The organism is Marinimicrobium koreense (assembly GCF_003762925.1).
Classification (GTDB): domain Bacteria; phylum Pseudomonadota; class Gammaproteobacteria; order Pseudomonadales; family Cellvibrionaceae; genus Marinimicrobium; species Marinimicrobium koreense.
Genome location: NZ_RJUK01000001.1, coordinates 596,638 through 620,214 on the forward strand (window position 1 = coordinate 596,638; position 23,577 = coordinate 620,214).

Annotated in this window: 15 protein-coding genes; 12 read left to right on the top strand and 3 right to left on the bottom strand. The window is 58.3% G+C overall.

The window, feature by feature from the left end:
* The first annotated feature begins 37 nt into the window (after nucleotides 1-37).
* The 5 genes from EDC38_RS02580 (at nucleotide 38) to EDC38_RS02600 (ending at nucleotide 5,349) form a co-directional block, all read left to right on the top strand.
* On the top strand, nucleotides 38-337 hold the full coding sequence (locus tag EDC38_RS02580) for a flagellar protein FlaG (RefSeq protein ID WP_246004318.1): 300 nt from the start codon (nucleotides 38-40) through the stop codon (nucleotides 335-337).
* Nucleotides 338-582: 245 nt separating this feature from the next.
* A complete protein-coding gene (gene fliD, locus EDC38_RS02585; protein WP_123637200.1) occupies nucleotides 583-2,613 on the top strand; it encodes a flagellar filament capping protein FliD in 2,031 nt (676 codons plus the stop codon).
* A gap of 181 nt (nucleotides 2,614-2,794) precedes the next feature.
* A complete protein-coding gene (gene fliS / locus EDC38_RS02590; RefSeq protein WP_238559184.1) occupies nucleotides 2,795-3,235 on the top strand; it encodes a flagellar export chaperone FliS in 441 nt (146 codons plus the stop codon).
* Nucleotides 3,236-3,237: 2 nt separating this feature from the next.
* Nucleotides 3,238-3,513, top strand: a complete 276-nt coding sequence (locus EDC38_RS02595; protein ID WP_123637201.1) for a hypothetical protein — start codon at nucleotides 3,238-3,240, stop codon at nucleotides 3,511-3,513.
* Between the two features lie 387 nt (nucleotides 3,514-3,900).
* On the top strand, nucleotides 3,901-5,349 hold the full coding sequence (locus EDC38_RS02600) for a sigma-54 dependent transcriptional regulator (protein ID WP_123637202.1): 1,449 nt from the start codon (nucleotides 3,901-3,903) through the stop codon (nucleotides 5,347-5,349).
* Between the two features lie 20 nt (nucleotides 5,350-5,369).
* Here the strand turns inward: EDC38_RS02600 and EDC38_RS02605 are convergent, their stop codons facing one another.
* Entirely contained in the window at nucleotides 5,370-6,548 is a 1,179-nt protein-coding gene (locus EDC38_RS02605; protein WP_123637203.1) for a helix-turn-helix domain-containing protein, read from the bottom strand.
* Nucleotides 6,549-6,869: 321 nt separating this feature from the next.
* Here EDC38_RS02605 and EDC38_RS02610 point away from each other — a divergent pair, with 321 nt between their 5' ends.
* Complete coding sequence (locus EDC38_RS02610; RefSeq protein ID WP_123637204.1) at nucleotides 6,870-9,662, top strand: di-heme oxidoredictase family protein; 2,793 nt, start codon at nucleotides 6,870-6,872, stop codon at nucleotides 9,660-9,662.
* Nucleotides 9,663-9,775: 113 nt separating this feature from the next.
* Here EDC38_RS02610 and EDC38_RS02615 read toward each other — a convergent pair whose 3' ends face one another.
* Nucleotides 9,776-11,083 carry a DEAD/DEAH box helicase gene (locus EDC38_RS02615; RefSeq protein ID WP_024459958.1) on the bottom strand — a complete coding sequence of 436 codons (1,308 nt, stop codon included), beginning with the start codon at nucleotides 11,081-11,083 and terminating at the stop codon, nucleotides 9,776-9,778.
* Nucleotides 11,084-11,508: 425 nt separating this feature from the next.
* On the opposite strand from EDC38_RS02615, the gene EDC38_RS02620 reads away from it, so the two are divergent.
* Together EDC38_RS02620 and EDC38_RS02625 are read left to right on the top strand one after the other, a co-directional pair.
* Complete coding sequence (locus tag EDC38_RS02620) at nucleotides 11,509-12,765, top strand: sensor histidine kinase (RefSeq protein WP_123637205.1); 1,257 nt, start codon at nucleotides 11,509-11,511, stop codon at nucleotides 12,763-12,765.
* A gap of 151 nt (nucleotides 12,766-12,916) precedes the next feature.
* Nucleotides 12,917-14,398: a sigma-54-dependent transcriptional regulator gene (locus tag EDC38_RS02625; protein WP_123637206.1), complete on the top strand. Its 1,482-nt coding sequence runs from the start codon at nucleotides 12,917-12,919 to the stop codon at nucleotides 14,396-14,398.
* Between the two features lie 191 nt (nucleotides 14,399-14,589).
* On the opposite strand, the gene EDC38_RS02630 is transcribed toward EDC38_RS02625, so the two are convergent.
* The gene (locus EDC38_RS02630) at nucleotides 14,590-15,747 is read right to left on the bottom strand and encodes a PAS domain-containing protein (RefSeq protein ID WP_123637207.1); all 1,158 of its coding nucleotides are present in this window, start codon (nucleotides 15,745-15,747) and stop codon (nucleotides 14,590-14,592) included.
* Between the two features lie 41 nt (nucleotides 15,748-15,788).
* Here EDC38_RS02630 and EDC38_RS02635 point away from each other — a divergent pair, with 41 nt between their 5' ends.
* From EDC38_RS02635 to fliF, 4 genes are all read left to right on the top strand, one after another.
* Nucleotides 15,789-19,568: a PAS domain S-box protein gene (locus EDC38_RS02635; RefSeq protein ID WP_123637208.1), complete on the top strand. Its 3,780-nt coding sequence runs from the start codon at nucleotides 15,789-15,791 to the stop codon at nucleotides 19,566-19,568.
* 8 nt (nucleotides 19,569-19,576) lie between these two features.
* On the top strand, nucleotides 19,577-21,205 hold the full coding sequence (locus tag EDC38_RS02640) for an EAL domain-containing protein (RefSeq protein ID WP_170162835.1): 1,629 nt from the start codon (nucleotides 19,577-19,579) through the stop codon (nucleotides 21,203-21,205).
* 150 nt (nucleotides 21,206-21,355) lie between these two features.
* Entirely contained in the window at nucleotides 21,356-21,721 is a 366-nt protein-coding gene (fliE, locus tag EDC38_RS02645; protein WP_123637210.1) for a flagellar hook-basal body complex protein FliE, read from the top strand.
* 49 nt (nucleotides 21,722-21,770) lie between these two features.
* Nucleotides 21,771-23,477 carry a flagellar basal-body MS-ring/collar protein FliF gene (gene fliF, locus EDC38_RS02650; RefSeq protein WP_123637211.1) on the top strand — a complete coding sequence of 569 codons (1,707 nt, stop codon included), beginning with the start codon at nucleotides 21,771-21,773 and terminating at the stop codon, nucleotides 23,475-23,477.
* Nucleotides 23,478-23,577: the final 100 nt, after the last annotated feature.

A 23,577-nucleotide genomic window follows, 5' to 3' on the forward strand; every position in this document is an offset into this window, starting at 1 on the left:
TACTACCCGTCAAGCGGCAAAAGAGGGAGGCAAGTCATTGCCGCCCTCTGTTTCGTTGGAACCGGCCAAACGCTCTTATGCTGAGAAGCAGAGTGAGCGACAGGCTCAGATGGCGGACAATGTTCGCGACGCGGTCGCCCAGATGAATGAATACATCCAGGCAACCCAGCGTGATCTGCGCTTCAGTGTTGATGAGGCTTCCGGGGAAACCGTTGTCAAAGTGCTCGATCGGCAAACCGAGGAAGTGATTCGTCAGATTCCGGACGAAACCTTTCTTGAGCTGGCACGAAACTTGAGTGTTGATGAGCCGGTGCATTTTTTCAGTGAGCAGGCTTAACGGGCTGTAATCAGACTGTAAAAACGAAAAAGGGCGCCTCACAAGGGCGCCCTTTTTCTTTTGTGGGGCTCTGCGTCCCGGAACTCGCCGGTCAATGTTGTGACGAAGCTCACAGCGGCTGGAAGAGTTAGTCTGATCAGGCTAAAGTTTAACCAAAAGCGGCCGATAGCCGTTAGAGAACGCGGTCAATGTCCGCCGTACAGACCGGTTGAGTGTCTTAACCGTCAAATCAGGGTATTCAGGTTATGGTCGAACGCGTAGGCAGCAATATCATCAATCAACTGGGCAGTGGTTCGGGGATCGACACCCAGAACATTGTCGATCAGTTGGTGGAGCTGGAGCGACTTCCCGAGGATCGCCGCCTGGATCAACGCGAGGAGCGCATTGAGGCTCAGATCTCCGGTCTGGGCCTGCTGCGCAGCGCCGTGGATGAGCTTGAGGGCGCCATGACGCCGCTGGCCAACGCGGATACCTTCGACGCCAAACAGGCCTCCATTTCCGATACGTCCCTGATGGCGGTCAACAAGCTGAACCCCGAAGCGGTGCCGGGTAATTACCGGATCAAAGTGGAGCAGGTGGCTCAGTCACAGTCATTGGCGTCAGGCACTTACGCCAGTCTCGACTCTGCGGTGGGCGAGGGCAGCCTGACCATTCGCTTTGGCGATTGGGCATCGGATTTGAGCACCTTTACGGCGGATGCCGATGCAACGGGTGCGACCATTGAGATTGATCAGAGCAACAACAGTCTGTCCGGGTTGCGCGATGCCATCAATGATTCGGAAATTGGCGTTCAGGCCAGTATTGTCGGACAGGAAGGTAGTTATCAATTGCTGTTGACCGGTCCGACCGGCGCAACTCGGGAGCTGGAAATTACCGCCACTGAGGGAGCCAGCCCCGGCCTTGCGAACTTCACCTTCAACGAGTCTGCCCAGAATTTCGCCCAGCAACAGGAAGGGCTGGACGCAATCGTACGGGTGAATGGTCTTCAGGTGACCCGGAACAGCAATGTGATCACAGACGTGATTGAAGGCGTCGAGTTCGAACTGTTCAACAGCAGCGCCACTGAAGAAATCAGTATCAACGTCACTGAGGATCGCAGTCTGGCGGAGCAGGCCATTCGCGACTTTGTGGATGCCTACAATACCTTTTACACCGAAACCAATCGTCTGATCTCCAGAGACGAGGGCGAAGATGGAAAGGGCAGCCTGAGCAATGATCCCCTGGCCGGCAACATGTTACGGACTATTCGCAGCATGATCGGTAGTGCCATGCCCGGTATCGACAGTGACTTCAACTCGCTCGCCACCATTGGCATTCGGACGAAGATCGATGGCACCCTGGAAATTGCCGATGACGGCGAAGCCACGGATTTCGATGAGACGATAAGCAACAATTTTGAGCAGGTCCGGAATCTGTTTGTCCCGAATACCGAATCCAGCGACTCAAAAGTCAACGTAACGGCATTCGGCAGCCGGACACAGCCGGGCAGCTATGCCGTTGAAATCACCCAGGAAGCGACCAAGGGGATACTGACCGCCGATCCGGTGGCGTTGGCGTTTCCGCTCGATACCACCGGCAAGGATTACAGTTTTGCGGTCAAGGTGGATGGCAAGCAGTCGGCGACCATTACTCTGCCAGATGGGAAAACCTACGCTTCCGGAGCGGAGCTGGCCGAAGATTTTCAGACGTTGATCAATGCGGACTCCACGCTTAAAGACGGATTCGCCAAGGTCAATGTCAGCTATAACACCACCACCGGTGCACTGGAGTTCCAGTCCGATAGCTACGGTGCGATCAGCAATGTGGAGTTTACCGCTGTGGGCGCTGACATGGCCGATCTCGGGGTTGCGGTCGGTGTCGGAACCGCCGGGCAGGATGTGGCAGGCACTGTGGATGGCGAAGCCGCGTTCGGGTTTGGCAATGTTCTGCGCCCGGCGATTGGTTCACCCGCCGAGGGCTTGAGTATGACCATTGCGCCCGGTGCGACTTCGGCCACCGTCGGGTTTTCCCGGGGGCTGGGCGGTATGCTGACCGGTATCGTGGATTCCTACGTACGCAACTCCGGGTTGATTTCCCAGCGGGAAACCAACCTTCGGGAAGACAAGAGTGATATTGCCGATGCCCGTGAGGCGTTGGACCGGCGCAGCGAGGCCTTCCGGGCACGACAGGAAGCCCAGTTCCGTGCCATGGAGCAGATTGTCCGGAGTCTGAACAGCACCGGGGACTTCCTGGAAGGCATCAACGACCGCTTGCCGTTTACCGCGCCGCCGCGGTAAGCAGTTGAGTTGAGTTGCGGCGGATGCGGCCTTCAGCCTTATCCGCCCTATGGCTGAGCGCAGCGGTATAAACACGCGTAGGGCGGATAAGCGAAGCGCATCCGCCGTTCCCGAACCATAAAACGCCCCACCAAAATCAGCTAAAGTTTCCCCCTCCACAGCCGCAATAAAGGTTAGTCCGATGGTAAAAACCACCGATGATGACGACAACCAAGAACGGGGAACCGGTATGAACGCCTACGCTCGTGCGGCACAGAATTACTCTTCCATGAAAGTCCAGTCCAGCGCTATGGACGCCTCTCCCCACCGCCTGATCCAGATGTTGTTCGAAGGGGCCCTGGAGCGTATCGCTCAGGCCAAGGGTGCGATGCAGCAGAATCAGGTGGCCCGCAAAGGCGAGCTGATCGGCAAGGCCATCAACATTGTGGCGGGCCTGCAGGGCAGCCTGAATGATAAGGAAGGCGGCCAGCTCTCGGAAAATCTGGATGATCTCTACGATTACATCATCCGCGCCCTGACCGAGGCCAACTACAAGAACAGTCTGGAGCGGCTGGACGAGTGCGGCCGCCTTCTGGGCGAGCTCAAGTCCGCCTGGGATGGTATTGCCGATCAGGCTCGATAATCATGGCGCTGTCAGCGGTTCCCAGCCCGGATTATCGAGGCGATGCCGGGGTAGAGCAGGTGCGCCATTTGCGCAATGAGCTGGTGCAGGCCCTTCAGGCTGAGGATTGGTGGACGGTCCGTGAGCTGGATCGGGCCTGTGCCGGGTTGGTTGAGCGGGTAATCGCGGCCAACGGTGGCGATGGGACGGCCTTGGTCCGGGCATTGAGTGAGTTGAAGGGCGTTTATGCGAATTTGATTGAGCAGTGCCAGGAGGAGGTTTTGAAGCTGGCGTTGTAGTGGGCTCAGATCACTTTTGGTGGATAGTGTCTTGGTGGATGACACCGCTTTGCGGCTTATCCACCCTACGGGGCTTAGTTACGTTGGGTTACGGCGGATGCGCCTTTGGCTTATCCGCCCTACGCAGAGCTTGGTACTGTTCTTCTTCTTGACGTTTTCTGCGTCATTTTTTTGTCAATCTGGCCGTTTTGGGATTGCTCCCGGCGGCTATCCCTGCCAGAATCCCCAATTATGTGACACGTTTCACGTTTGTCGGACGCTTGTCTTGGGGGCGCCCGGTTTTCCGACGTCTATCCTGAATCGACAATTATTTGACTCCGGTCGGGGCGTCGGCTATTGGTTTAACAAGGCTAGCGGTTTAGAAAAATGGATAAAGGGCCAACTCGCATGTGGAGTAACACCAATGTTCTGGTTGTAGACGATAATGAACAACGGCGCAGGGAGCTCGGAGTCATTCTGGAGTTCTTGGGGAAGACCGTCAGCACCACTGGATGGTCCGGCTGGCAGGCCGCTCATGAAGATGCCGACGACGCCGATGAGCGGGGTGTCATGGCGGTGTTTCTGGGCGAAACGCCCAGGCCCCGGGAGCTTGAGTCCCAGTTGAAAGAAATCCGCGACTGGCAGGACGACGTGCCGGTCATCATGCTGGAGGAGCGTACGCTGCCCGAGTCCGCCTCGCCCGAGCTGGCTCGGATGATCATCGCCAGCATGACCGTACCCCCTGCCTACAACCAGTTGCTGGACACTCTGCACCGCGCCCAGCTCTATCGCCAGGCTCAGCAGGCCAGCCGCCGCCAGCCTACGCGTCGCCCGGTACACCTGTTTCGCAGCCTGGTGGGTACCAGTCGGCAGATTCAGCAGGTGAGGGACATGATGGCCCAGGTGGCAGATAAGGACGTGTCGGTGCTGATCACCGGCGAATCGGGCACCGGTAAGGAAGTGGTGGCCCGCAATCTGCACTACAACTCCCCTCGGCGCGACAAGCCCTTTGTTCCCGTAAACTGCGGCGCCATTCCCGCCGAACTGCTGGAAAGCGAGCTGTTTGGCCATGAAAAGGGGGCGTTCACTGGCGCCATCAATGCCCGGGCCGGTCGGTTTGAGCTGGCGGAGGGAGGCACTCTGTTTCTGGATGAAATTGGAGATATGCCCCTGAATATGCAGGTGAAGATTCTTCGGGTTCTGCAGGAGCGCTGTTTCGAGCGGGTGGGCAGTAATAAGACCACCAGTATCGACGTGCGGGTGATTGCCGCGACCCACCGGGACCTCGAAACCATGATCAGCGAAGACCGGTTCCGCGAGGATCTGTTCTATCGACTGAACGTTTTCCCCATTGAATTACCCGCTCTGAAAGATCGCTCGGAAGATATCCCGCTGCTGATCAATGAGCTGATCTCCCGTCTGGAGAGCGAGGAGCGCGGATCCATCCGCTTCAATTCCGCTGCCATTCTCTCGCTGTGTCGTCATCCCTGGAGTGGCAACGTACGCGAGCTGGCGAATCTGGTGGAGCGCATGGCAATCATGCACCCCTACGGCGTGGTGGGCGTTCAGGATCTTCCCGTCAAATACCGCCACGTGGACGTGGTGGAGGAAGATTTTGGTGTAGCCACCGAGCAGGAGGCTCTGAGCAGTCAAGCGGGTTATGTCAGCATGAATGATACGCCGCTGTTGCCGGAGCAGGGTATCGACCTGCGCGAGTACATCAACAACATGGAGCGTGAATTGATTCAGCAGGCCCTGAATGATTGCGGTGGCGTGGTGGCCCGGGCTGCGGATCGGTTGAGTGTTCGGCGCACGACCCTGGTTGAGAAGATGCGGAAGTATGATTTGCAACGTTGAATGAGATGAGGGGAGTCGGATTACGCTTCGCTAATCCGACCTACGGGGCTGCGGCGAATGTTTTCCCGGTACTCGCTGGGGGTCATGCCGGTGGCGCGCTTGAAGCAGCGGTTGAAAGTGGATTTGCTGTTGAACCCCGACTGCTCCATCACCTGCATCATGGAGTCGGGCCCATCCTCGGAAGCAATGATGGATTTCGCCCGTTCGGTGCGAAAATCGTTTACATACTCAAAAAAGTTCTTGTTCAGCCGACGATTGATGATGCTGGACACCAGCTTACTGGATAACCCCATGGTACTGGCGAGCCGCTCCAGGCTCAGCTCCGGGTCCAGATACAATTGCTGCTCTCGCATTACCTGGTGGATCGATTGAGCCAGGGACGCCTGTTCATCCTCATTCCCTATTGCAACGCTGTTGAGCGCTGGCGCTTCTGAGACCCCGTGAAACGTCTGTGACTGGGTCAGGCTGTACACCACCAGCGATGTAATGAAAAAGACGTTGAGGTAGTTGCCCAGCACACCGGTCAGGTTAGCCATTCCCCGATGTTCAAACAACAGATGGCTCAGATAACTCGTCAGGTACAGACTCCAGATAATCAGAAAGCCGATCACCAGCAGCCGGAGCCACCAGGGGTCCACGCTTTTCAGGTTGGAGTAGCCCTGCTCCAGGTGCCGATGGTAGGTCGCCAAAAGCCGATAACTGATCAGGCCGTATGTAAAGTAGAGGCCGTATTTGAAGAACAGGTACAGCTGAAACGGGAGATCGTGGAACAGCACCTCATAGTCATACCTCGCCCGGGCGAAGAACCCCTCATCGCGCATCAGAAGGTAAAAGGGCAGAAGCAGGGCAATCAACAGTGCGGGTGCGAAGTGCAGGAGTCGTCGTCGGCACCAGTTGAAGTCCGAAAACAGCATCGACTTGAGGTACAGGTACAGCGCCGGCGCAGCTATCAACCCGAGCGGCTTCAGAACGTAGAAGGTGTACAGGTGGTCGCTCAGCCAGTGTGCTTTCAGCGGCTCTGCCCAGTAGATCAGGGTGTCCAGGAAGTCCACGCCCAGGGACAACAAAAATAAGGACAATAAAAGACGTTGAGGCAGCGGAATATGGGTGATGAACAGGAGTAGAGCACCCAACAACAGGCACTCCAGTACGGCCACCACCAGAACGGTGTCGTTCACGCTGAAAATCGGTACGTCCATACGGGGTTTGACCGTCTTTGATGTTATTGCTTTGACAAAAAGAATAAACAGAATGCCCGGGGTGATCAATACGCCCGGCGGAGAACCGAGAACCCGTCCACAAAAGCGAAGGTGTCAATATCGACCAATAAGTTGATACTTTGCTTTGTAACCATTTGAAAATACTAAGAATTTTTCCTGGGGGGGTCAGTGTTTTCGGGGCGCTCTCAGCGGCACAGGCCACTTTCATGGACGCCCACAAAGTGGGACGACGATGTCCTCGGTCGGGACTAAGGTAAGTGAGACCCATAACCAATAATAGCCATGCGCGAGGTCCACATTATGCGTCTCTACTCTCTGAAACACCGCCTCACCCTCGGGGGAGCCCTGCTTTTTCTGCTCCTGAGCACATCGCTCAGTGCCCAGACCACGGAACTTGCCCGGAACGCCGCTGTTTCTGCGAGTACGGCGGATCTGCCGGCAAGCAACGCCGTGGATGGCGATATGAACACTCGCTGGGCCTCGGCGGCACAAACGGATCCGTCCTATCTGACGGTTGATCTCGGCCAGGCCTATGACCTGTCCGACGTGGTGATTCACTGGGAAGCCGCTAATGCGGATACCTACGAAATCCGTGGCTCCAATGACGGCACCAACTGGAGCACCCTGGCGACCCGCACCGGTGGCACCTTCGGGCATCGCACCGACACGGTGGCGGTGAGCGGTGAGTATCGTTACGTCCGTATTTTCGGGATATCCCGCAGCCAGGGGAACCAGTGGGGCTACTCCATCTGGGAACTGGAGGTGTACGGCAGTGAGCCGCAAACCGCGCCTACCGGCTGTGCCGACGGCTGCTTTCAGGAGCTGGATGCCACCACCCTGCGAGCCCGCGTCAGCGAGGGCGATATCGTGGACATTCACTATACGGTGAATGGAGGTGGTCAGCAGAATGTCCGGATGCAGCAGGACAGCAATGGCTGGTATTACGACCTGCCGAACCTGTTACCCGGCGATGTGGTCAACGCGTCGTTTACGGTGATCGCCAACGGCGTCGGTCGCAGCACCGGTTGGATCAGCCACACCTTCAGTGGCAGCACGGGAAGCAGCAGCTCGTCGAGCAGCTCCAGTAGCAGCGAGCCGAGTTCAAGCAGCAGTGAAAGCAGCTCCAGTTCAAGCAGTGATCAGAGCAGCTCGGAAAGCTCCAGCGTCAGCCAGAGCAGTTCCAGCAGCTCATCGGTCAGCCTGGGCGATATCACGCCGCTGTATGACGCCACCACGACCCTGGAGCCGGTGGTGCAGTACGAAACCGACACCGCGCTGATTACCCGCTTTGCGGATCGGGCCCGGGACCGTCACGCCAAAGAAGATCACTTCCAGGCCTACGATCATTATCTGAGCTTTTACTGGGAGGATCGTACTGCGGCCATTGAAATCATTGACGAGGTCGCAAAGGGCGGCGATACCGTGCGGATGAATGTGCGCACCGAGTTTATGCTCAGTAATACCGAGGCCGAAAATCGCTGGTTCTATCGGGGTGTGGGTACCGTGGCCGAGTATTGCGACAACGGCACCATGGTGGTGGTCGACAACCTGAATTACTACAAAGAGCGCAGCCATAACTGCCGTGAAGGCCGTCCGATTCAGGTCGGCGACAAACTGGAGTTTGAGATCAGTCAATTCCTGGATGCCAGCGTGCCCAATGGCCGTGCGAACTACTACGGCACCACTTACCTCTATATCGTGGGCGAGGGGCTGGTGCCTTGGGATGTCGGTGGCTCCACCCCGTTCGGTGGCGTGAAAGACTCCTTCAAAATCCCGGAGCACGCCTGGTTGGGTGGTGATACCACCATTCACGAAATGACCTCGGGTGAAACGGACAACCATTTTATGCAGATGGCGACCAACCTGGGCTATGACAATGGTCAACCCTTCGTTCGTGGTCGGCGGGTATTGCATACCTCCTTTGACGATGGTCGCCACGACGAGCGTCCGATTGAAAATCCCGTCTTCAACGACATGGTGGGCCTGGCAGGGCCTCACTACATCAACGACAGCTGTGCCGGTTGTCATGAGCGCAATGGTCGGGCGGCCCCGGCGCCGGTGGGCGAACCGCTGGATAAGTGGTCCTTTAAGGTTGCGGCGGATGACGGCTCTCCAGACCCGGACCTCGGGCGGGTTCTGCAGTCGGAGACGAGCGACGGTGCAACCAGCGAGGGCACCGTGTCCATCGCTTACTGGACCGAAGAGAACGGCCTGCGCTCACCCAACTACCAGTTTAGCGGTGCGGTGCCCGACCGATTCTCCGCGCGTATCGCGCCCAATCTTGTGGGTATTGGTCTGCTCGAGGCCATTCCCGAATCCGCGATTCTGGCTCAGGCCGATCCTGATGATACGGATGGTGATGGTATTTCCGGTCGCCCCAACCGTGTGCTGGACCCGGAAACCGGCGATACCCGACTCGGACGCTTTGGTTGGAAAGCGGGTACCGTCAGCGTCAAACACCAGTTGGTCAGCGCCTTCAACACCGATATGGGTGTGATGACCTCGGTGCTGCCGGAGCCGGATTGCGGGGCCAATCAGACTGACTGCGGCAGTACGGGCAGCGAACTGGCCGACGAGCATCTGGATGATCTGGTGAAATACATTGCCCTGCTGGGTGTTCGCCCGCAGCGCAACTATGATGATCCGGCGGTGCAGAATGGCGAACAGCTGTTCGATACGGTCGGCTGTGCGGGATGCCATACACCCAGCTACCAGACCAGCGAGTATCATCCGTTGGCGGAGCTGCGCGATCAGACCATTTACCCCTATACGGACATGTTGCTGCACGATATGGGGCCGGGCCTGGCGGATAATCTGGGCGAAGGTGAAGCCACGGGGTCTGAGTGGCGCACGCCGCCTTTGTGGGGCCTGGGTCTGTCGGCCTGTGTGACCGGCGGTGTGGAAAACCCCACAGGTGGTCAGGGTAACGAGGTCTGCACGCCGGAGCACAGCTATCTGCACGACGGTCGCGCCCGTTCCGTAGAGGAGGCGATTTTGTGGCACGGTGGAGAAGGGCAGGCGGCGAAGAGTGCGTATCAGGCGCTGACTGCGTCGGATAAGCAGGATCTGATCAGCTTCCTGAATTCTTTATAAAAAATCCGTTTGCGGCGGGTGCGCGCGTTGCGCTTACCCGCCCTACGGGTGGTTTGGTGGTTCAACAGTAAAACAAAAACGGCACCCGAGGGTGCCGTTTTCAGTTCTTCGTTTTATGCTCGCCGTTGGCGACTTTTCTGATTTGGTCGACCGCCATTACTATTCTTGCGGGCGCTGGACGGCGCGCTGTTGCGGGCACGGTTGCCGCCCGGTTTGGCGCTTCGGCCCCGACCGCCGCCATTGTTCTGGCGACCCAGTTGAATGGGCTCCGGGCGAATACTCGGGTCCGGCTCAAAGCCGTCGACCACAACTTTTTCCACGTTGGTTTTGATCAGCTTCTCAATGTTGCGCATGAAGTTGTGCTCATCCACACACACCAGAGAAACCGCCACACCCTCACGCTCGGCACGGCCGGTGCGACCGATGCGGTGGACGTAATCTTCCGGCACATTGGGCAGCTCGTAGTTCACCACGTAGGGCAGCTGATCAATGTCGATACCGCGAGCGGCGATATCGGTGGCGACCAGAGTGCGAACCTTGCCGCTTTTGAAATCGGCCAGTGCTTTGGTACGTGCGCCCTGACTCTTGTTGCCGTGAATGGCGGCCGCAGTAATGCCGTCATTCTGCAGTTGCTCGGTCAAGCGGTTGGCGCCATGTTTGGTACGGGTGAATACCAGCACCTGCTTCCAGTCACCATCACCAATAAGGTAGGACAACAGCTCGCGCTTGCGATTGCGGTCCACCGGGTGAACCCGCTGGGTGATGCGCTCGGCGGTGGTGTTGCGCGGCGCGACTTCGATCAGCTCGGGCTGGTTCAGCAGCTTGTCCGCCAGTTGCTTGATTTCATCCGAGAAAGTAGCGGAGAACAGCAGGGTCTGTTTCTGTTTGGGCAGCAGCTTCAGGACTTTTTTGATGTCGTGAATAAAGCCCATATCCAGCATGCGGTCCGCTTCGTCCAATACCAGGGTTTCCACCCGGTCCAGTTGCAGAGCGTTCTGCTGTACCAGGTCCAGAAGGCGGCCCGGTGTGGCCACCAGAATGTCCACGCCTTTGCGCAGCGTCATCATCTGGGGGTTGATGCTCACCCCACCGAAAACCACGGTGGAGCGCAGCGGAAGATGCTTGCCATAGGTGCGCACGCTGTCGTGTACCTGGGCGGCGAGTTCGCGGGTCGGCGTCAGGATGAGCGCGCGTACCGGGCGATACTTCTGGCCGGATACGTCCTTACGACTCATGTTTTCCAGCAGCGGCAGGGTAAAGCCGGCGGTTTTACCGGTACCGGTCTGGGCGGCCGCCATCAGATCGCCGCCTTGGAGGACGGTGGGAATGGCTTTGGCCTGAATGGGCGTAGGTACGGAGTAGCCCGCGTCGTCAAGCGCACGCAGGAGTTCGGCGCGAAGGCCGAGTTCAGCAAATGTCATGAAATGTGTTTCCTGTGGCCCGATCCCTGCCCAGCAAATGTGGGTACGGTCTGGGTGAGCCATGATGAGGTATCAGAGAAGAGCGACGCCGACCGAAGGACGCCGAAGTGCGGACTATAACACAGTTGTTTGGGAACCGCACGGTAGATTTGGTCGATCCGAGAAGTCCTGTCAGGTGGATGCTGTCGTTTCATTGGTTTTGGTTGCGGCGGATGCGCCTTCGGCTCCGAACCGTCGGACCGATCCGCCCTACGGAGAGATTGGTGACGGAGAGCTTGGTGACGGAAAATTGACTTGGGGTTTTATTTGAGGTTTGTAACCTATTGAATAATAAAAGAAAAACAGATTGGCACCCTCCTTGCAAAACCTGATATCAAGCAACGGCCTCGCGCCAGAAACCCGTAACATGACAGAGGGAGTGCCCCATGGCTGAGGGTGCATCGACCATTTCCGAGAAGTCCGCCGCCCGTGCAAGGGCTGACGTGGTCAGTCTGCGTCCGTCGACGTCAGGCCCCAGGAGTGAAGCGACAGGTGGCGCTCGCGATCAGGGCTTTGACCTGTTTGAGGATCTGTCCCAACGGTTGGTGACCTCTCACGAAATGCTGGAGAGGAAGGTGGCGGAGCTCAGCGGTGAGCTGTCCAGCCTCGAGAAAGAGCGCCGTGAGGCTCAGGTTGAAAAGGAAAAAATTGCCAACCGTCTCGATAACCTGATCAATTTTCTGCCCGGCGGGGTGATTGTGCTCGACTCCACGGGGCGGGTCACTGAAGCTAACCCGGTGGCCGTGGACCTTCTGGGTGAGCCGCTGGAGGGCATGCCCTGGCGGGAGGTCATCGCGCGCTCGTTCAAGCCGCGCAGCGATGATGGCCATGAAGTGTCGCTGCAGGATGGGCGACGCATCCGTATTGCGACCCGCAATCTGGGTGTCGATGGTCAGATCATTCTGCTGACGGACCTGACCGAAACCCGGCGGTTACAGAGCGAGCTCAGTCGGCACGAACGGCTGTCCGCTATGGGCAAAATGATGTCCGCATTGGCCCACCAGATTCGCACGCCGCTCTCGACCGCCATGTTGTATGCGGGGCACCTGCGCAACGGTGAGCTGGACGAGTCACGTCGCGGTGAATTTACCGACAAATTGTCCAGCCGACTCAATCACATCGAGCGGCAGATTCAGGATATGTTGCTGTTCGTGAAAGGCGAGCTGCCCCTGAATGATTACGTCACCGTTGAGGATCTGCAAAGTGGCCTGGAGGAAGCACTGGAAGTGCCGCTGAACACCTCCGCCAGTCACTGTCAGTGGTTGAACAGTTGTGCCCACGTGCATCTGCGCTGCAATCGCGAAGCGCTGATTGGTGCTTTGCAGAATCTGGCGAACAACAGCATTCAGGCGGTCGGTAAAGGCGCCGAGCTGTTGATCAATTTCAAGCATGAAGTGGTGCAGGGGCAACACTGGTTGGCGATTCATCTGACTGACAAAGGCCCGGGTATTGATCCGGAATTGTTGCCGCGGGTGCGGGACCTGTTTGTGACCACCAAATCCCAGGGTACCGGTCTCGGGTTGGCGGTGGTGCAGGCGGTTGCGAGAGCGCACGGCGGTGCCTTTGATCTGCGCTCGGAGGTGGGGCAGGGCACCAGTGCAACCGTGTTGTTGCCGCTGACACAGCCATTGCAGCGGAGTTAGATAATGTCGGGTTACGCTTCGCTAACCCGACCTACTTAAAGTTGGCAGCGTCGTTTCCGTGGGTCGGGTTAGAGCAGCGTAACCCGACAAAAGCCCAACCCGACAAATACAACGATCCATCAGTTATATGAACAGCTCATTGGAGAATCACATGGCGCAAGCAGCAAGACAGGCATCCCCGGCTTTGGCCCGGCCCCGCATTCTTGTGGTTGAAGACGATGCGGATCTGCGAGAAGCGCTGACCGACACGCTGGAACTGGCGGACTACGAGGTGCTGCAAGCCGACAGTGGTGAGCAGGCGCTGGCGACACTGAACGCCGATAGCGACTGCCAGATGATTGTCTCGGACGTGAATATGGGTGGTATGTCCGGGCAGGAATTGTTGCAGACGGTAAAGCAACAGTATCCGCAGATCCCGATGATGTTGATCACGGCCTACGCGAGCATCAATCAGTCCGTTGATGCCATCAAGCAGGGCGCCGTCGACTATCTCGTCAAACCGTTCGAACCCGCCCTGTTGGTGGATACCCTGGCGCGTCACCTCGGCTCCGCGCCGGTGGGTGATGAACCTGTGGTTCGGGCGGCGTCCAGTCAGCGGCTTCTGCAATTGGCGCAGCGCGTGGCGCAGTCAGAGTCGACGGTACTGATTCTCGGAGAGTCCGGCACCGGGAAAGAGGTGTTGGCGCGTTATATTCACAACCACTCGCCGCGTCATCAGAAACCGTTTGTGGCGATCAACTGTGCGGCCATTCCCGAAAACATGCTGGAAGCGATTCTGTTCGGCCATGAGAAAGGCGCATACACAGGAGCTCATACCAGCGCGCCAGGCAAGTTCGAGCAGGCCAACGGCGGCACCTTACTGCTGGATGAAATTTCCGAAATGGATGTGGGGTTGCAAGCCAAATTACTGCGGGTTCTGCAGGAGCGCGAAGTTGAGCGTCTGGGCGGCCGAAAGACCATCCCGCTGGATGTTCGGGTGATCGCGACCTCGAACCGTGACATGCGCGAACAGGTGGCCAAGGGCCTGTTCCGGGAAGACCTTTACTATCGATTGAGCGTGTTGCCCCTGCAGTGGGCACCGTTGCGGGAGCGGCGCGAGGATATCGTGCCCCTGGCGGAACAACTGCTGCGCAAACACGCGCAAAAACAGCGGCGCGGTTGGGTGCAACTGACCGATTCCGCACGCCAGGCGCTCACGGCTTACGACTGGCCGGGGAATGTACGCGAGCTGGATAACGTCATGCAGCGAGCTCTGATTCTGCAGCCCGGTGATCTCATTCAGGCGGAGGATCTCGGGTTGGAAGCGGATAGAGCCTATGCGGATCTGGCTTCGGGGGGAAGCGCGGGTATGACCGTGAATGACGCTGACCCGATGGCGTTCACCCCAGTGTCTGAACCGGTATCGCTTCCACACCAGGGAATCCCGACGCCGGTGTCTGATGTGTCAGAGGAAAAGCCGGCGCTGGGGAGTGATCTGAAGCGCCGGGAGTTTGAGATTATCGTCAATACGTTAAACAGTGAGCGCGGTAGTAAGAAGCGTACGGCGGAAAGGTTGGGGATCAGCCCGAGAACATTGCGGTATAAAATGGCTCGTCTTCGTGAGGCCGGTTTTCCGGTGGATGGTTTGGCGTAGGGTAACCCATTTGGTGCCAGTGTGAGATTTGGGTTACTGCGGATGCGCGCCTTGCGGCGCTTATCCGCCCTACGGATAGCACAGAGGTTGCGTCGCATCCGCCGTAACCTCTGCGGTCTGCGTAGGGCGGATAAGCGCAGCGCATCCGCCGTCACCAAAACCCAACATGAAACTGCACCAAGCGGTACCGCTCAGACCTTTACCGCTGACTCTGGAATTTCGACGGCACTACCATACCATTTGATAATATTACCGTTGATATCCCGCGCCGGCGTTGCCTGAACCTGATGCCAGCGGTATTGCCCGTCGTAACGGCGAATTCGAAACTGAATATCGTAGGGTTTGCCATTCTGAATACATTGCGTCCAGGTCTGAACGCAACGCTCCTGATCGTCCGGATGCAGCAGCGTCAACCATTCGCCCGGCGCTGAAAGCGACTCGCGAGGGACACCGGAAAAATCACTGAGCGCCTGGTTGAAATAATCGATCGAACCATCGGGCAGTGCACTCCATACCGTCACCGGTAGCGCATCCAATTGCGACTGCAGCGCGCGGGCGCTTTCCGCAAACCGGTTGTTGGACTGCGTGGTTCCGGTCAGGTCCTGCAGCGTGCCGACAACCCCGATTTGTACACCCTGGGTATCGAACAGGGGGCGCCCCGAGGTCTGTACCAATCTTTTCTGTCCGCTGCGAGTAACCAGCGGTAACTGTTGTATGTAGGGCTTTCCATGCTGAACACAGTCGTCGAATGCGGCAACCACTTGCGTGCGACCGGGTTCCGGGAAAAAGCTCAAGGCGCCATCGGCCGGTGGTGGTTCTCCTGGTGATAAACCAATTATCGGGTTAATCAGTTCCGAGCGGTGAAATGCCTGGCTGGCCTTGTCATAACACCAGTAACCGATGCCGGTCTGATGGCTCAGCATGTCGAGCGTAGACTGAGCCTGTTGCAGGTGCCGTTGGTTGGGTTCAAGTTGACGTCGGGTATCGCCCAGCGCATCGCGGGTTGCCAGCCAACGCAGACTGACGGTCAAGGTTACGCTGATGGCAATAAGGCTGAGTAGGCGGTTGGCCAGCACCGCCACCAGAGGGAACCCGTCGGGAAGGTCCGCAAGTAACAGGCCGGCGCTGCACATCAGAAGCGACCAAAGTCCTATGCGTAGAACCCAATCCCGATCACGAGTCTGATTGGCCAGGGCGATGACCAGAAGGTATAGAATACCGTGGGCGACCCCAAGTGGCGTCACGATATCGGCGGCAAAAACAATTGCAAGGAAGAAGATCGAAAACCGCCGATATTTTGGCGCGTTGCGACGGGTGTCGCTTTGTTCACTTTGGTTTACACTGATCATATACCAACGGCTCTTTATGGGCGCGCGTGAGTCTCAGCCGAATGAAACCACAGTCAAATAAAATAGTCGAGCGACTGGCGGCTCAGAGAACCTATGCAATGGTCCTGCGCTGGGCCACCCTGTCCTTGGGGTTGCTGATCCTGGGGCTGCACTTTCAGGAGTTCTCTTCCGAATCCGGCCTGTTTTCCTGGCGCACTGAATCTTGGTGGCGCTACGTTGGGGAGGCTGCGCTGCTTGTGTTGATTCTCGTGCTGGTCATGTTGGTCGCGGCCAACGACCGACGGCGTCAGGCGTTGGAGCAGGCGCTCGATAATGAGTTGGTGTTGTTTCGTCAGTTGGCGGAGAGTGTCGAAGAAGTCTTCTGGCTGACTGATGTAGAAACCGGTCAATTATTGTATGTCTCCCCGGCCTATGAATCTTTGTGGGGCCGATCCCGGGCGTCGTTGCTGGTCAACCCGGAGCAGTGGTTTAACGCAGTGGTTCCCGAGCATCAAGGACGTGTCGCCGAGATGCGTGCTCAGCAAATCGGCGGTCGTTATGACATCGAGTACGAAATCCAGCGCCCTGATGGGAGTCGGCATTGGGTGCACGACCGCGCCTTCCCGGTGCTCAATGATCAGGGGCAGGTGGTGCGTCTTGCGGGATTTGCATCGGATATTACGGATCAACGATGGCTCTCGCAGCAATTGGTGGATCAGGATCGCCTGCTGAATATCGCCACCCAGATGGCCCGGCTCGGCGGTTGGTCGGCGGACATGATTGCCGAGCGGATGACATTGAACGACGAAGCCTGCGCCATTTTTGATGTGCCGTCCGGCACTGTGTTTACCCTTGAACAGGCCCTCAGTTATTACACGCCGCAATTTCAACGCCGAGTGTCCGTGGCGGTGGACCATGTGTTGCAGGAAAAGGCCTTTTTAGACCTTGAGGCGCAGATTGTCACCGCGCTGGGCCGCTATGTCTGGGTTCGTGTGCAGGCGCACCCGATATTGAATCAGCGGGGAGACGTGGTGCGTCTGGAAGGGGCGGTTCAGGATGTGACCGAGCGCAAACACGCTTCGTCCCTGCTGGCCCAGGGGGTGCAGCGCTTTCGTGAATTTGCCAACGCCATGCCCCACCTCGTCTGGACGGCGGACCTGGCCGGGCGCCTGGATTACGGCAATCGGATGCTGGAGGAATTTCTCGGCTGCGAGCACGACGATCCGCTGTTGGATGATGTCTGGCGGGACGCGATTGAACCCGTCGACCAAGGTCGTTATAACCTGGCCTGGGATATGGCACTCGACCAGGGAGGGCGACTGGATCTGGAGATTCGCCTGCGCCGGTTCGATGGCTATTGGCGCTGGCACGCCATTCAGGCCATGCCCATCAAGGACCCGAATGGTAAAACCATCAAATGGTACGGAAGCGCCATTGACGTCCACGAACGTCGGGACAGTGAAGAGCGGGCCAAGCAGTTGGCCGAGCGTCTGGCCACCACCCTGGAAAGCATCACCGACGCATTTTTTACCGTCAACACGGACTGGGTGTTCACCTATGTGAACCGGGAGGCGGAGCGGCTGCTGGAGCGTTCCCGGGATGAACTGCTTGGGATGAGCCTGTGGGAAGCCTTTCCCGAGGCACTGGGGACCGATTTTGAAACCTACTATCGTCAGGCGATTGAAACCGGCATCAAAGTGTCGTTCGAAGCCTATTTTGAGCCTTTGGGCTACTGGGCTTCGGTTAATGCCTACCCGTCCTCGGACGGTCTTGCCGTGTACTTTCAGGATGTGACCGAGCGGCGTCGTGCGGAAGAAGAGCAGCAGCGTATTCAGGAGCTGGAGCGCTCACGGGAGCTGGCGGAGCTGGCCAGTGCCACCAAATCCCAGTTCCTGGCCACCATGAGCCATGAGGTCCGGACGCCCATCAACGGGATTGTGGGGATGGTGGATGTGCTGCATCAGACCAGCCTGCGGGGTCATCAGGTAGAAATGGTGGACATTATCCGTGAGTCGGCTCAATCCTTGCTGGGAATTGTGGACGATATTCTGGATTTCTCGAAAATCGAAGCAGGCAAGCTGGAGTTGGCTCCGGTTGCATTTTCCCCCGCGGCCCTGGTGCGCAGTGTCTGTCTATTGTTGGATCGGATGGCGCTCAATCAGGATGTGGAATTGACAGTATATACGGACCCGGCACTGCCCGCCCAAGTGTTGGGGGATGAGCTCCGCCTGCGCCAGGTCCTGATGAACTTGCTCAGCAACGCGATCAAGTTTTCCTCCAAACTGGATCGGCAGGGGAAGGTGGCGGTCCGCCTGTATATGAGTGGCCGTTCGGAGGAGGTGGTGGACCTTTCCTTTCATGTGATCGATAACGGCATCGGCATGAACTCCGCCACCCAGGCCCGTCTGTTCAGCCCCTTCTCGCAAGGGGATGTTTCTACCACGCGCGAGTATGGTGGTACCGGTCTGGGGTTAAGCATCAGTTACAGCCTGGTGCGAGCTATGGACGGTGATATCAAAGTGTCAAGTGAGCCGCACAAAGGTTCAGAGTTCCGGGTGGCGGTGCGCTTGCCGATCATTGCGGACGAGACGCCGGTGTCCGTAGTACCGGATCTGCAGGACGCCTGCTGTGTGGTATGGCCCGACTATCAGGGGGAGGATTGGTCGGCTTACCTGCGGGCGGCTGGCGCTCGCGTCTATCGGCCCGAGGAAGTACCCGAGGCTGCCACCCATGATTCGGCGTTATGGTTGCTGGTGTGCGATACGGGGCTTGAAGGTGCCGGGTCGATCCGGTGGGCCGAGGAGGTTGCGGTACCCGTGCGGCCAGCGAACTACCATTGGCTATTGATTGGGCGTGGTTACCGGCGTCGGATGCGGGAAGAGGGGATGGGGCTGTTTGGCATTGATAGTAACAGCCTCTCCCGGTTGGCCTTTCTTCAAGCAGCGGCTGTCGCTCTTGGGCGACAGAGTCAGGAAGTCACCGAGCCCAAACCAGAACACCGCCTTGGCCAGGCCGTTGTGCCGGAGCGCGAGCAGGCACGGCTGGAGGGGCGCCTCGTTCTGGTGGCGGAAGACAACGAAACGAATCAGCGAGTGATTCAGCGGCAGTTGGCCATGTTGGGGTTTGCCGCCGATCTGTGTGACGATGGCCACCAAGCACTGCGCCGTTGGCATCAAGTAGGCCATGGTTATGCCTTGGTGTTGACTGACCTGCATATGCCGGGGATGGACGGCTATGCATTAACCGCTGCCATTCGTCGGGAGGAAGCGGAACAGGGTGGAGTCAGCCCCGTGCCGATTGTGGCACTGACCGCCAATGCCGTCACCGGCGAGGCGGAGCGGTGCGAACAGCTGGGCTTCGACGACTATCTGGTAAAACCGGTGTTGTTAGATACGCTAAAAACGTCTCTGGAACGCTGGACCCATCTGTCGGATCAACAGCCGGCTATCCGTCGTACCGATAGTGGTCGCGTCGTACTGGTTTCCGAGACCCTGGACTTGAGGGTTCTGCAGGATCTGATCGGGGGCGATGACGAGCTGCTGGCGGAGTTTGTGGAAAGTTTTCGCACCAGCTCGGAAGAGCTGGTGGCCCGACTGCGTGAAGCCGCCGGTCAGGGCCGTTGGGAGAGCGTTGCCGATGCGGCGCACTCCCTGAAGTCCTCGGCCCGTTCCGTGGGGGCGCTCGGCCTGGCGGACCGGTCGTTGGCCCTGGAGCGCTGGGGACGAGGGGCGGAAAAAGACGAATCCCTGGCCAGTGAATTACTGAATAATTTTGAGGTTGAGTGGCGTCGTGTCCAGACGGCATTGCAGCAGGTGCAAATGTATTTGAGTGAGCGGCGATGAGAGAGCCAATGAATAAAAAGCACGTCAAAATCATGACGGTGGATGACGATGAGTTTATGCGTCGCCTGATCAGCCGCCTTTTGAACAAACTCGGTTATGTGATGATCAAGGAAGTGACCGGTGGGCAAGAAGCCGTCGATGTTCTGCGCGCGTTGAAAACGCCACCGGACGTCATGATTCTGGATCTGAAAATGCCGGACATGGATGGCATTGAAGTGGTCCGGCATTTAGTGGAACTGGGGTTTGTCGGGCAACTTATCCTGTTGAGTGGTGAGGATGAACGCCTGTTGCGCACGGCGCAGAATCTGGTGCATGCGCACAATATCCCGGTCCTGGGCTATCTGACCAAACCGGTGGACGACCGGGAGCTCGGGCTGTTAATGGACAAGCTACTCAGCCAGGCTCCGGCGCGATTGGCGAGAAATAATCAGTCCGTCACCGCCGAGGAGCTTCGCGATGCGATTACGCGCAATGAACTCTTCAATGAGTATCAGCCAGTGGTATCGCTGGTCGATGGCGAGCTGGCCAGCCTTGAGGTGCTGGTGCGCTGGCAGCACCCCGACAAGGGGCGGGTAATGCCGGATCAGTTTATCTACCTGGCCGAAGAGCAGGGGTTGATTGATGACCTGACCCGCTGGGTGATTGCCGAGGCCTTACAGCAATCGTTGCGCTGGCAAAAAGCGGGCATTCATTGTGCTCTGTCGGTGAATCTGTCCATGGAGAACCTGGAACAGTTGAGTTTTACGGACTGGCTGCTCAAAGCCCTGGAGGATGCGGACCTCAAGCCCTGGGACCTGATTCTGGAAATCACCGAGAGCCGGCCCATGCGCCGCCCGGAAATCGTGCTGGATAACCTGACCCGTCTGCGCCTGAAGGGATTCAAACTGGCCGTTGATGACTTTGGTACCGGGCACGCGTCCCTGGCCCAGATTCGGGACATTCCCTTTGATCAGTTCAAACTGGACCGGAGTTTTGTTCATGCCGCCGGTAAAGAGCGGCGCATTCGGGTGATGTTTGAATCCGCCATGGGCCTGGCCAAGGAACTGGGTCTGGAAATTACCGCCGAGGGCGTCGAGGATGAAGAGGACTGGCACTTTCTGCGCCAGCACGATTGTCATAAGGCCCAAGGCTATTTTATTGCCCGCCCCCTGGGCGCGGATAAGGTCGGAGATTGGTTGAACCATTGGGGCGGTGAGACCCGTAAAGCTTTATTCCCCCACCTCAACGCCAGTGCCATTCATGAGTCCACCCCTGGCAAAACGACGGCGGCTGCCAGGGGACCGGTGCTTATTGTCGAGGACAATGATTTTCAGCGTAAAGTTCAGGCAAGAATCCTGCGCGAGGAAGGTTTTGAACCCCACATGGCGGCCAGCGCTCAGGAAGCCTTGGATGCCCTCCGGGAGCTGCGCCCCAGCCTGATTCTGATTGACATTGAAATGCCCGGAATGAACGGGCTGGATCTGCTGCGGCGGCTGCGCGGCACTCGGGTCTTCGCCCGCACCCCGGTGTTGGTGATTTCCGGGGTCAACACCAAAACGGTGGTGCAGGACAGTATGTCCGCCGGTGCTACCGGCTTCATGGTCAAACCCTATAACCGCGAAACCCTCATCGAACGTGTCAATCGGGCCATGACCTGACAATCCGGGAGCACCGCCTTCAGGAGCTGCCCCGGTGTTCAGCGGCAATACTTGGCCGGTTTTGAGCCAAATTGGCCCGTTTTATGCAGATGATCCCTTGCAAGCCGAAAACCGGCCGATTCGCCAAATTTTTGTCGCAGGGGAAACACCATGACCGATCGCGTTGACATCAACCGCCTCCTGGTGGAAATGCGCTCCCTCAAATCCCAGACCCAGGCGTTCCAGAAACCCCAGGGCATTAACCCCGTGGGTGAGGGGCAGCCCGGGTTGCGGACCGAAGCCAATCGGGAGGTTCCCGGGTTTGGTGAGGTCATGGCCCAGGCGCTCAACAAAGTCAACGACACCCAGAAGGCCTCGGGCGCCCTGCAGGCGGCCTATGAACGAGGCGAGCCAGGTGTGGATATTACCGACGTTATGGTCGCCTCCCAGAAATCCAGCGTCGCCTTTCAGGCAACGCTCCAGGTACGCAACAAGCTGGTTGAAGCCTACCGCGACATCATGAACATGCCGATTTGATGCTCGGTGCCACCCCTGATTCTGACAACGTATAACGAGACACACTGACATGGCTGCAGCTGACTCAACAATGGACGATAACGCCGCCAACGGGGGCGGTCGCAAGCGCCCGGGGAACGATCTGATCGAAGGCTTCAGTAACCTGAATCTGGTGCGTCAGGCAGGCCTGATGGTGGGCCTGGCGGCGGCGGTGGCCATCGGCTTTGCCGTGGTGCTCTGGACCCAGGGAGAAGAGTATCGCCCCTTGCTGCCCTCCCTGGACCCGAGCGAATCCCCCGAGGTCGTCACGGTACTCGAGCAGGCCCAGATCCCTTTTCGGATAGACCCGTCCACGGGCGGTTTATTGGTGGCGGTGGACGACTTGTCTGCGGCACGTATCCGACTCGCCCAGGCAGGTATCCCCCGGGATGACACCACAGGCTTCGAGTTGATGGACCAAGAGCAGCCTTTGGGTACCAGCCAGTTTGTGGAGAGCACCCGATACCATCGCGCGATGGAAGGCGAGCTGGCGCGTACCATTTCCAGTATGAATAACGTGCGCAGTGCCCGCGTGCATCTGGCGGTGCCGAAGCGTTCGGTGTTTGTCCGTGATGTGCGGGAGCCCCGTGCCTCGGTGTTTCTGGATGTGAATCCCGGACGCACTCTGGACGCCAGTCAGGTCAAAGCCATTACCAATCTGGTGGCCTCCAGTGTGTCCGAGCTTAACGCCGACGCGGTGACCATTGTGGATCAGCACGGTGAACTGCTGTCCGCCAAAGAGGAAAATTCCGAGTTGTTGATGGCGGATCGTCAGCGCGAGTACACCCGTCGGGTGGAAGAAGGGCTGGTACAGCGGGTCAATCGGATACTGGAGCCGGTGCTGGGCACCGAAAACTTCCGGGCGGAAGTCAGTGCCGATGTCGACTTTACGGCGACTGAGCAGGCGGCGGAAACCTTCAATCCGGATATGCCGGCCATCCGCAGCGAACAGATCATGAACGAGTCCACTACCGGGCGCGATCAGGGCGGCATTCCCGGCGCGCTGACCAATCAGCCGCCCGGCGCCGCGGAAGCTCCGGAGCAGATCGATCCGGAAACCGGTGAGCCAGTCAATGAAAACTCTCCGCGCGAAGTGCGCGAGCGCGCGACTCGCAACTACGAGCTGGACCGGACTATCAGCTATACCCGTTTTCAACAGGGCCAGGTCGATCGCCTGTCGGTCGCAGTGGTCGTTGATGACAAGGTTGAGCTGGATGAGGCGGGTAATGAAACCCGGGTCGCCTGGACCGATGCGGAACTTCAGCGCCTGGAGCTGTTGGTGCGCGATGCGGTGGGCTTCTCCGCCGCCCGGGGTGACAGCGTGAATGTGCTCAATTCACCGTTTCGGGCCCGCAGTCTCGAAGAGTTTACGACTCCGGAGCTGCCCTGGTGGCAGCAACCCTGGTTGTTTCCCTACCTGAAGCAGGGCGCCGGTCTGTTGGTCTTGGCCGTGTTGATCTTCGGCCTTTTGCGTCCGGTGCTCAAGAGTCTGGCCCGGACTGGGGGCCGTGCCTCGGAAGAAGAGGAAGCCCGGGAGCTGGCCGCGCTGGAACAGTCCGGATTGGGTGGGTATGATGGCCTGTCGGACGAAACCGTTACCCTGACCGGCGGCGCACTCGGGTTGCCAGGGCCGGAAGAAAGCTACGAGCAGCAATTGAACGCGGTAAAAGGGCTGGTGGCCGACGATCCGGGGCGGGTTGCCCAAGTGGTGAAAAGTTGGATCAACCGGGACGATTAATCGATACCCGTCGACTGAGTGAGCCCGTCAACTGAGTGAGAGAGGAATCCCGTGGCTGAAAAAGCGCCTGCAGCGGAAAAAAACGCCCCCGCCAAACCTA

Bases quoted from the DNA above. Each gene is read 5' to 3' on its own strand.
- fliD (WP_123637200.1), top strand. From the start codon at position 583: ATGGTCGAACGCGTAGGCAGCAATATCATCAATCAACTGGGCAGTGGT.
- fliS (WP_238559184.1), top strand. From the start codon at position 2,795: ATGGTAAAAACCACCGATGATGACGACAACCAAGAACGGGGAACCGGT.
- EDC38_RS02595 (WP_123637201.1), top strand. From the start codon at position 3,238: ATGGCGCTGTCAGCGGTTCCCAGCCCGGATTATCGAGGCGATGCCGGG.
- EDC38_RS02600 (WP_123637202.1), top strand. From the start codon at position 3,901: ATGTGGAGTAACACCAATGTTCTGGTTGTAGACGATAATGAACAACGG.
- EDC38_RS02605 (WP_123637203.1), bottom strand. From the start codon at position 6,548: ATGGACGTACCGATTTTCAGCGTGAACGACACCGTTCTGGTGGTGGCC.
- EDC38_RS02610 (WP_123637204.1), top strand. From the start codon at position 6,870: ATGCGTCTCTACTCTCTGAAACACCGCCTCACCCTCGGGGGAGCCCTG.
- EDC38_RS02615 (WP_024459958.1), bottom strand. From the start codon at position 11,083: ATGACATTTGCTGAACTCGGCCTTCGCGCCGAACTCCTGCGTGCGCTT.
- EDC38_RS02620 (WP_123637205.1), top strand. From the start codon at position 11,509: ATGGCTGAGGGTGCATCGACCATTTCCGAGAAGTCCGCCGCCCGTGCA.
- EDC38_RS02625 (WP_123637206.1), top strand. From the start codon at position 12,917: ATGGCGCAAGCAGCAAGACAGGCATCCCCGGCTTTGGCCCGGCCCCGC.
- EDC38_RS02630 (WP_123637207.1), bottom strand. From the start codon at position 15,747: ATGATCAGTGTAAACCAAAGTGAACAAAGCGACACCCGTCGCAACGCG.
- EDC38_RS02635 (WP_123637208.1), top strand. From the start codon at position 15,789: ATGAAACCACAGTCAAATAAAATAGTCGAGCGACTGGCGGCTCAGAGA.
- EDC38_RS02640 (WP_170162835.1), top strand. From the start codon at position 19,577: ATGAATAAAAAGCACGTCAAAATCATGACGGTGGATGACGATGAGTTT.
- fliE (WP_123637210.1), top strand. From the start codon at position 21,356: ATGACCGATCGCGTTGACATCAACCGCCTCCTGGTGGAAATGCGCTCC.
- fliF (WP_123637211.1), top strand. From the start codon at position 21,771: ATGGCTGCAGCTGACTCAACAATGGACGATAACGCCGCCAACGGGGGC.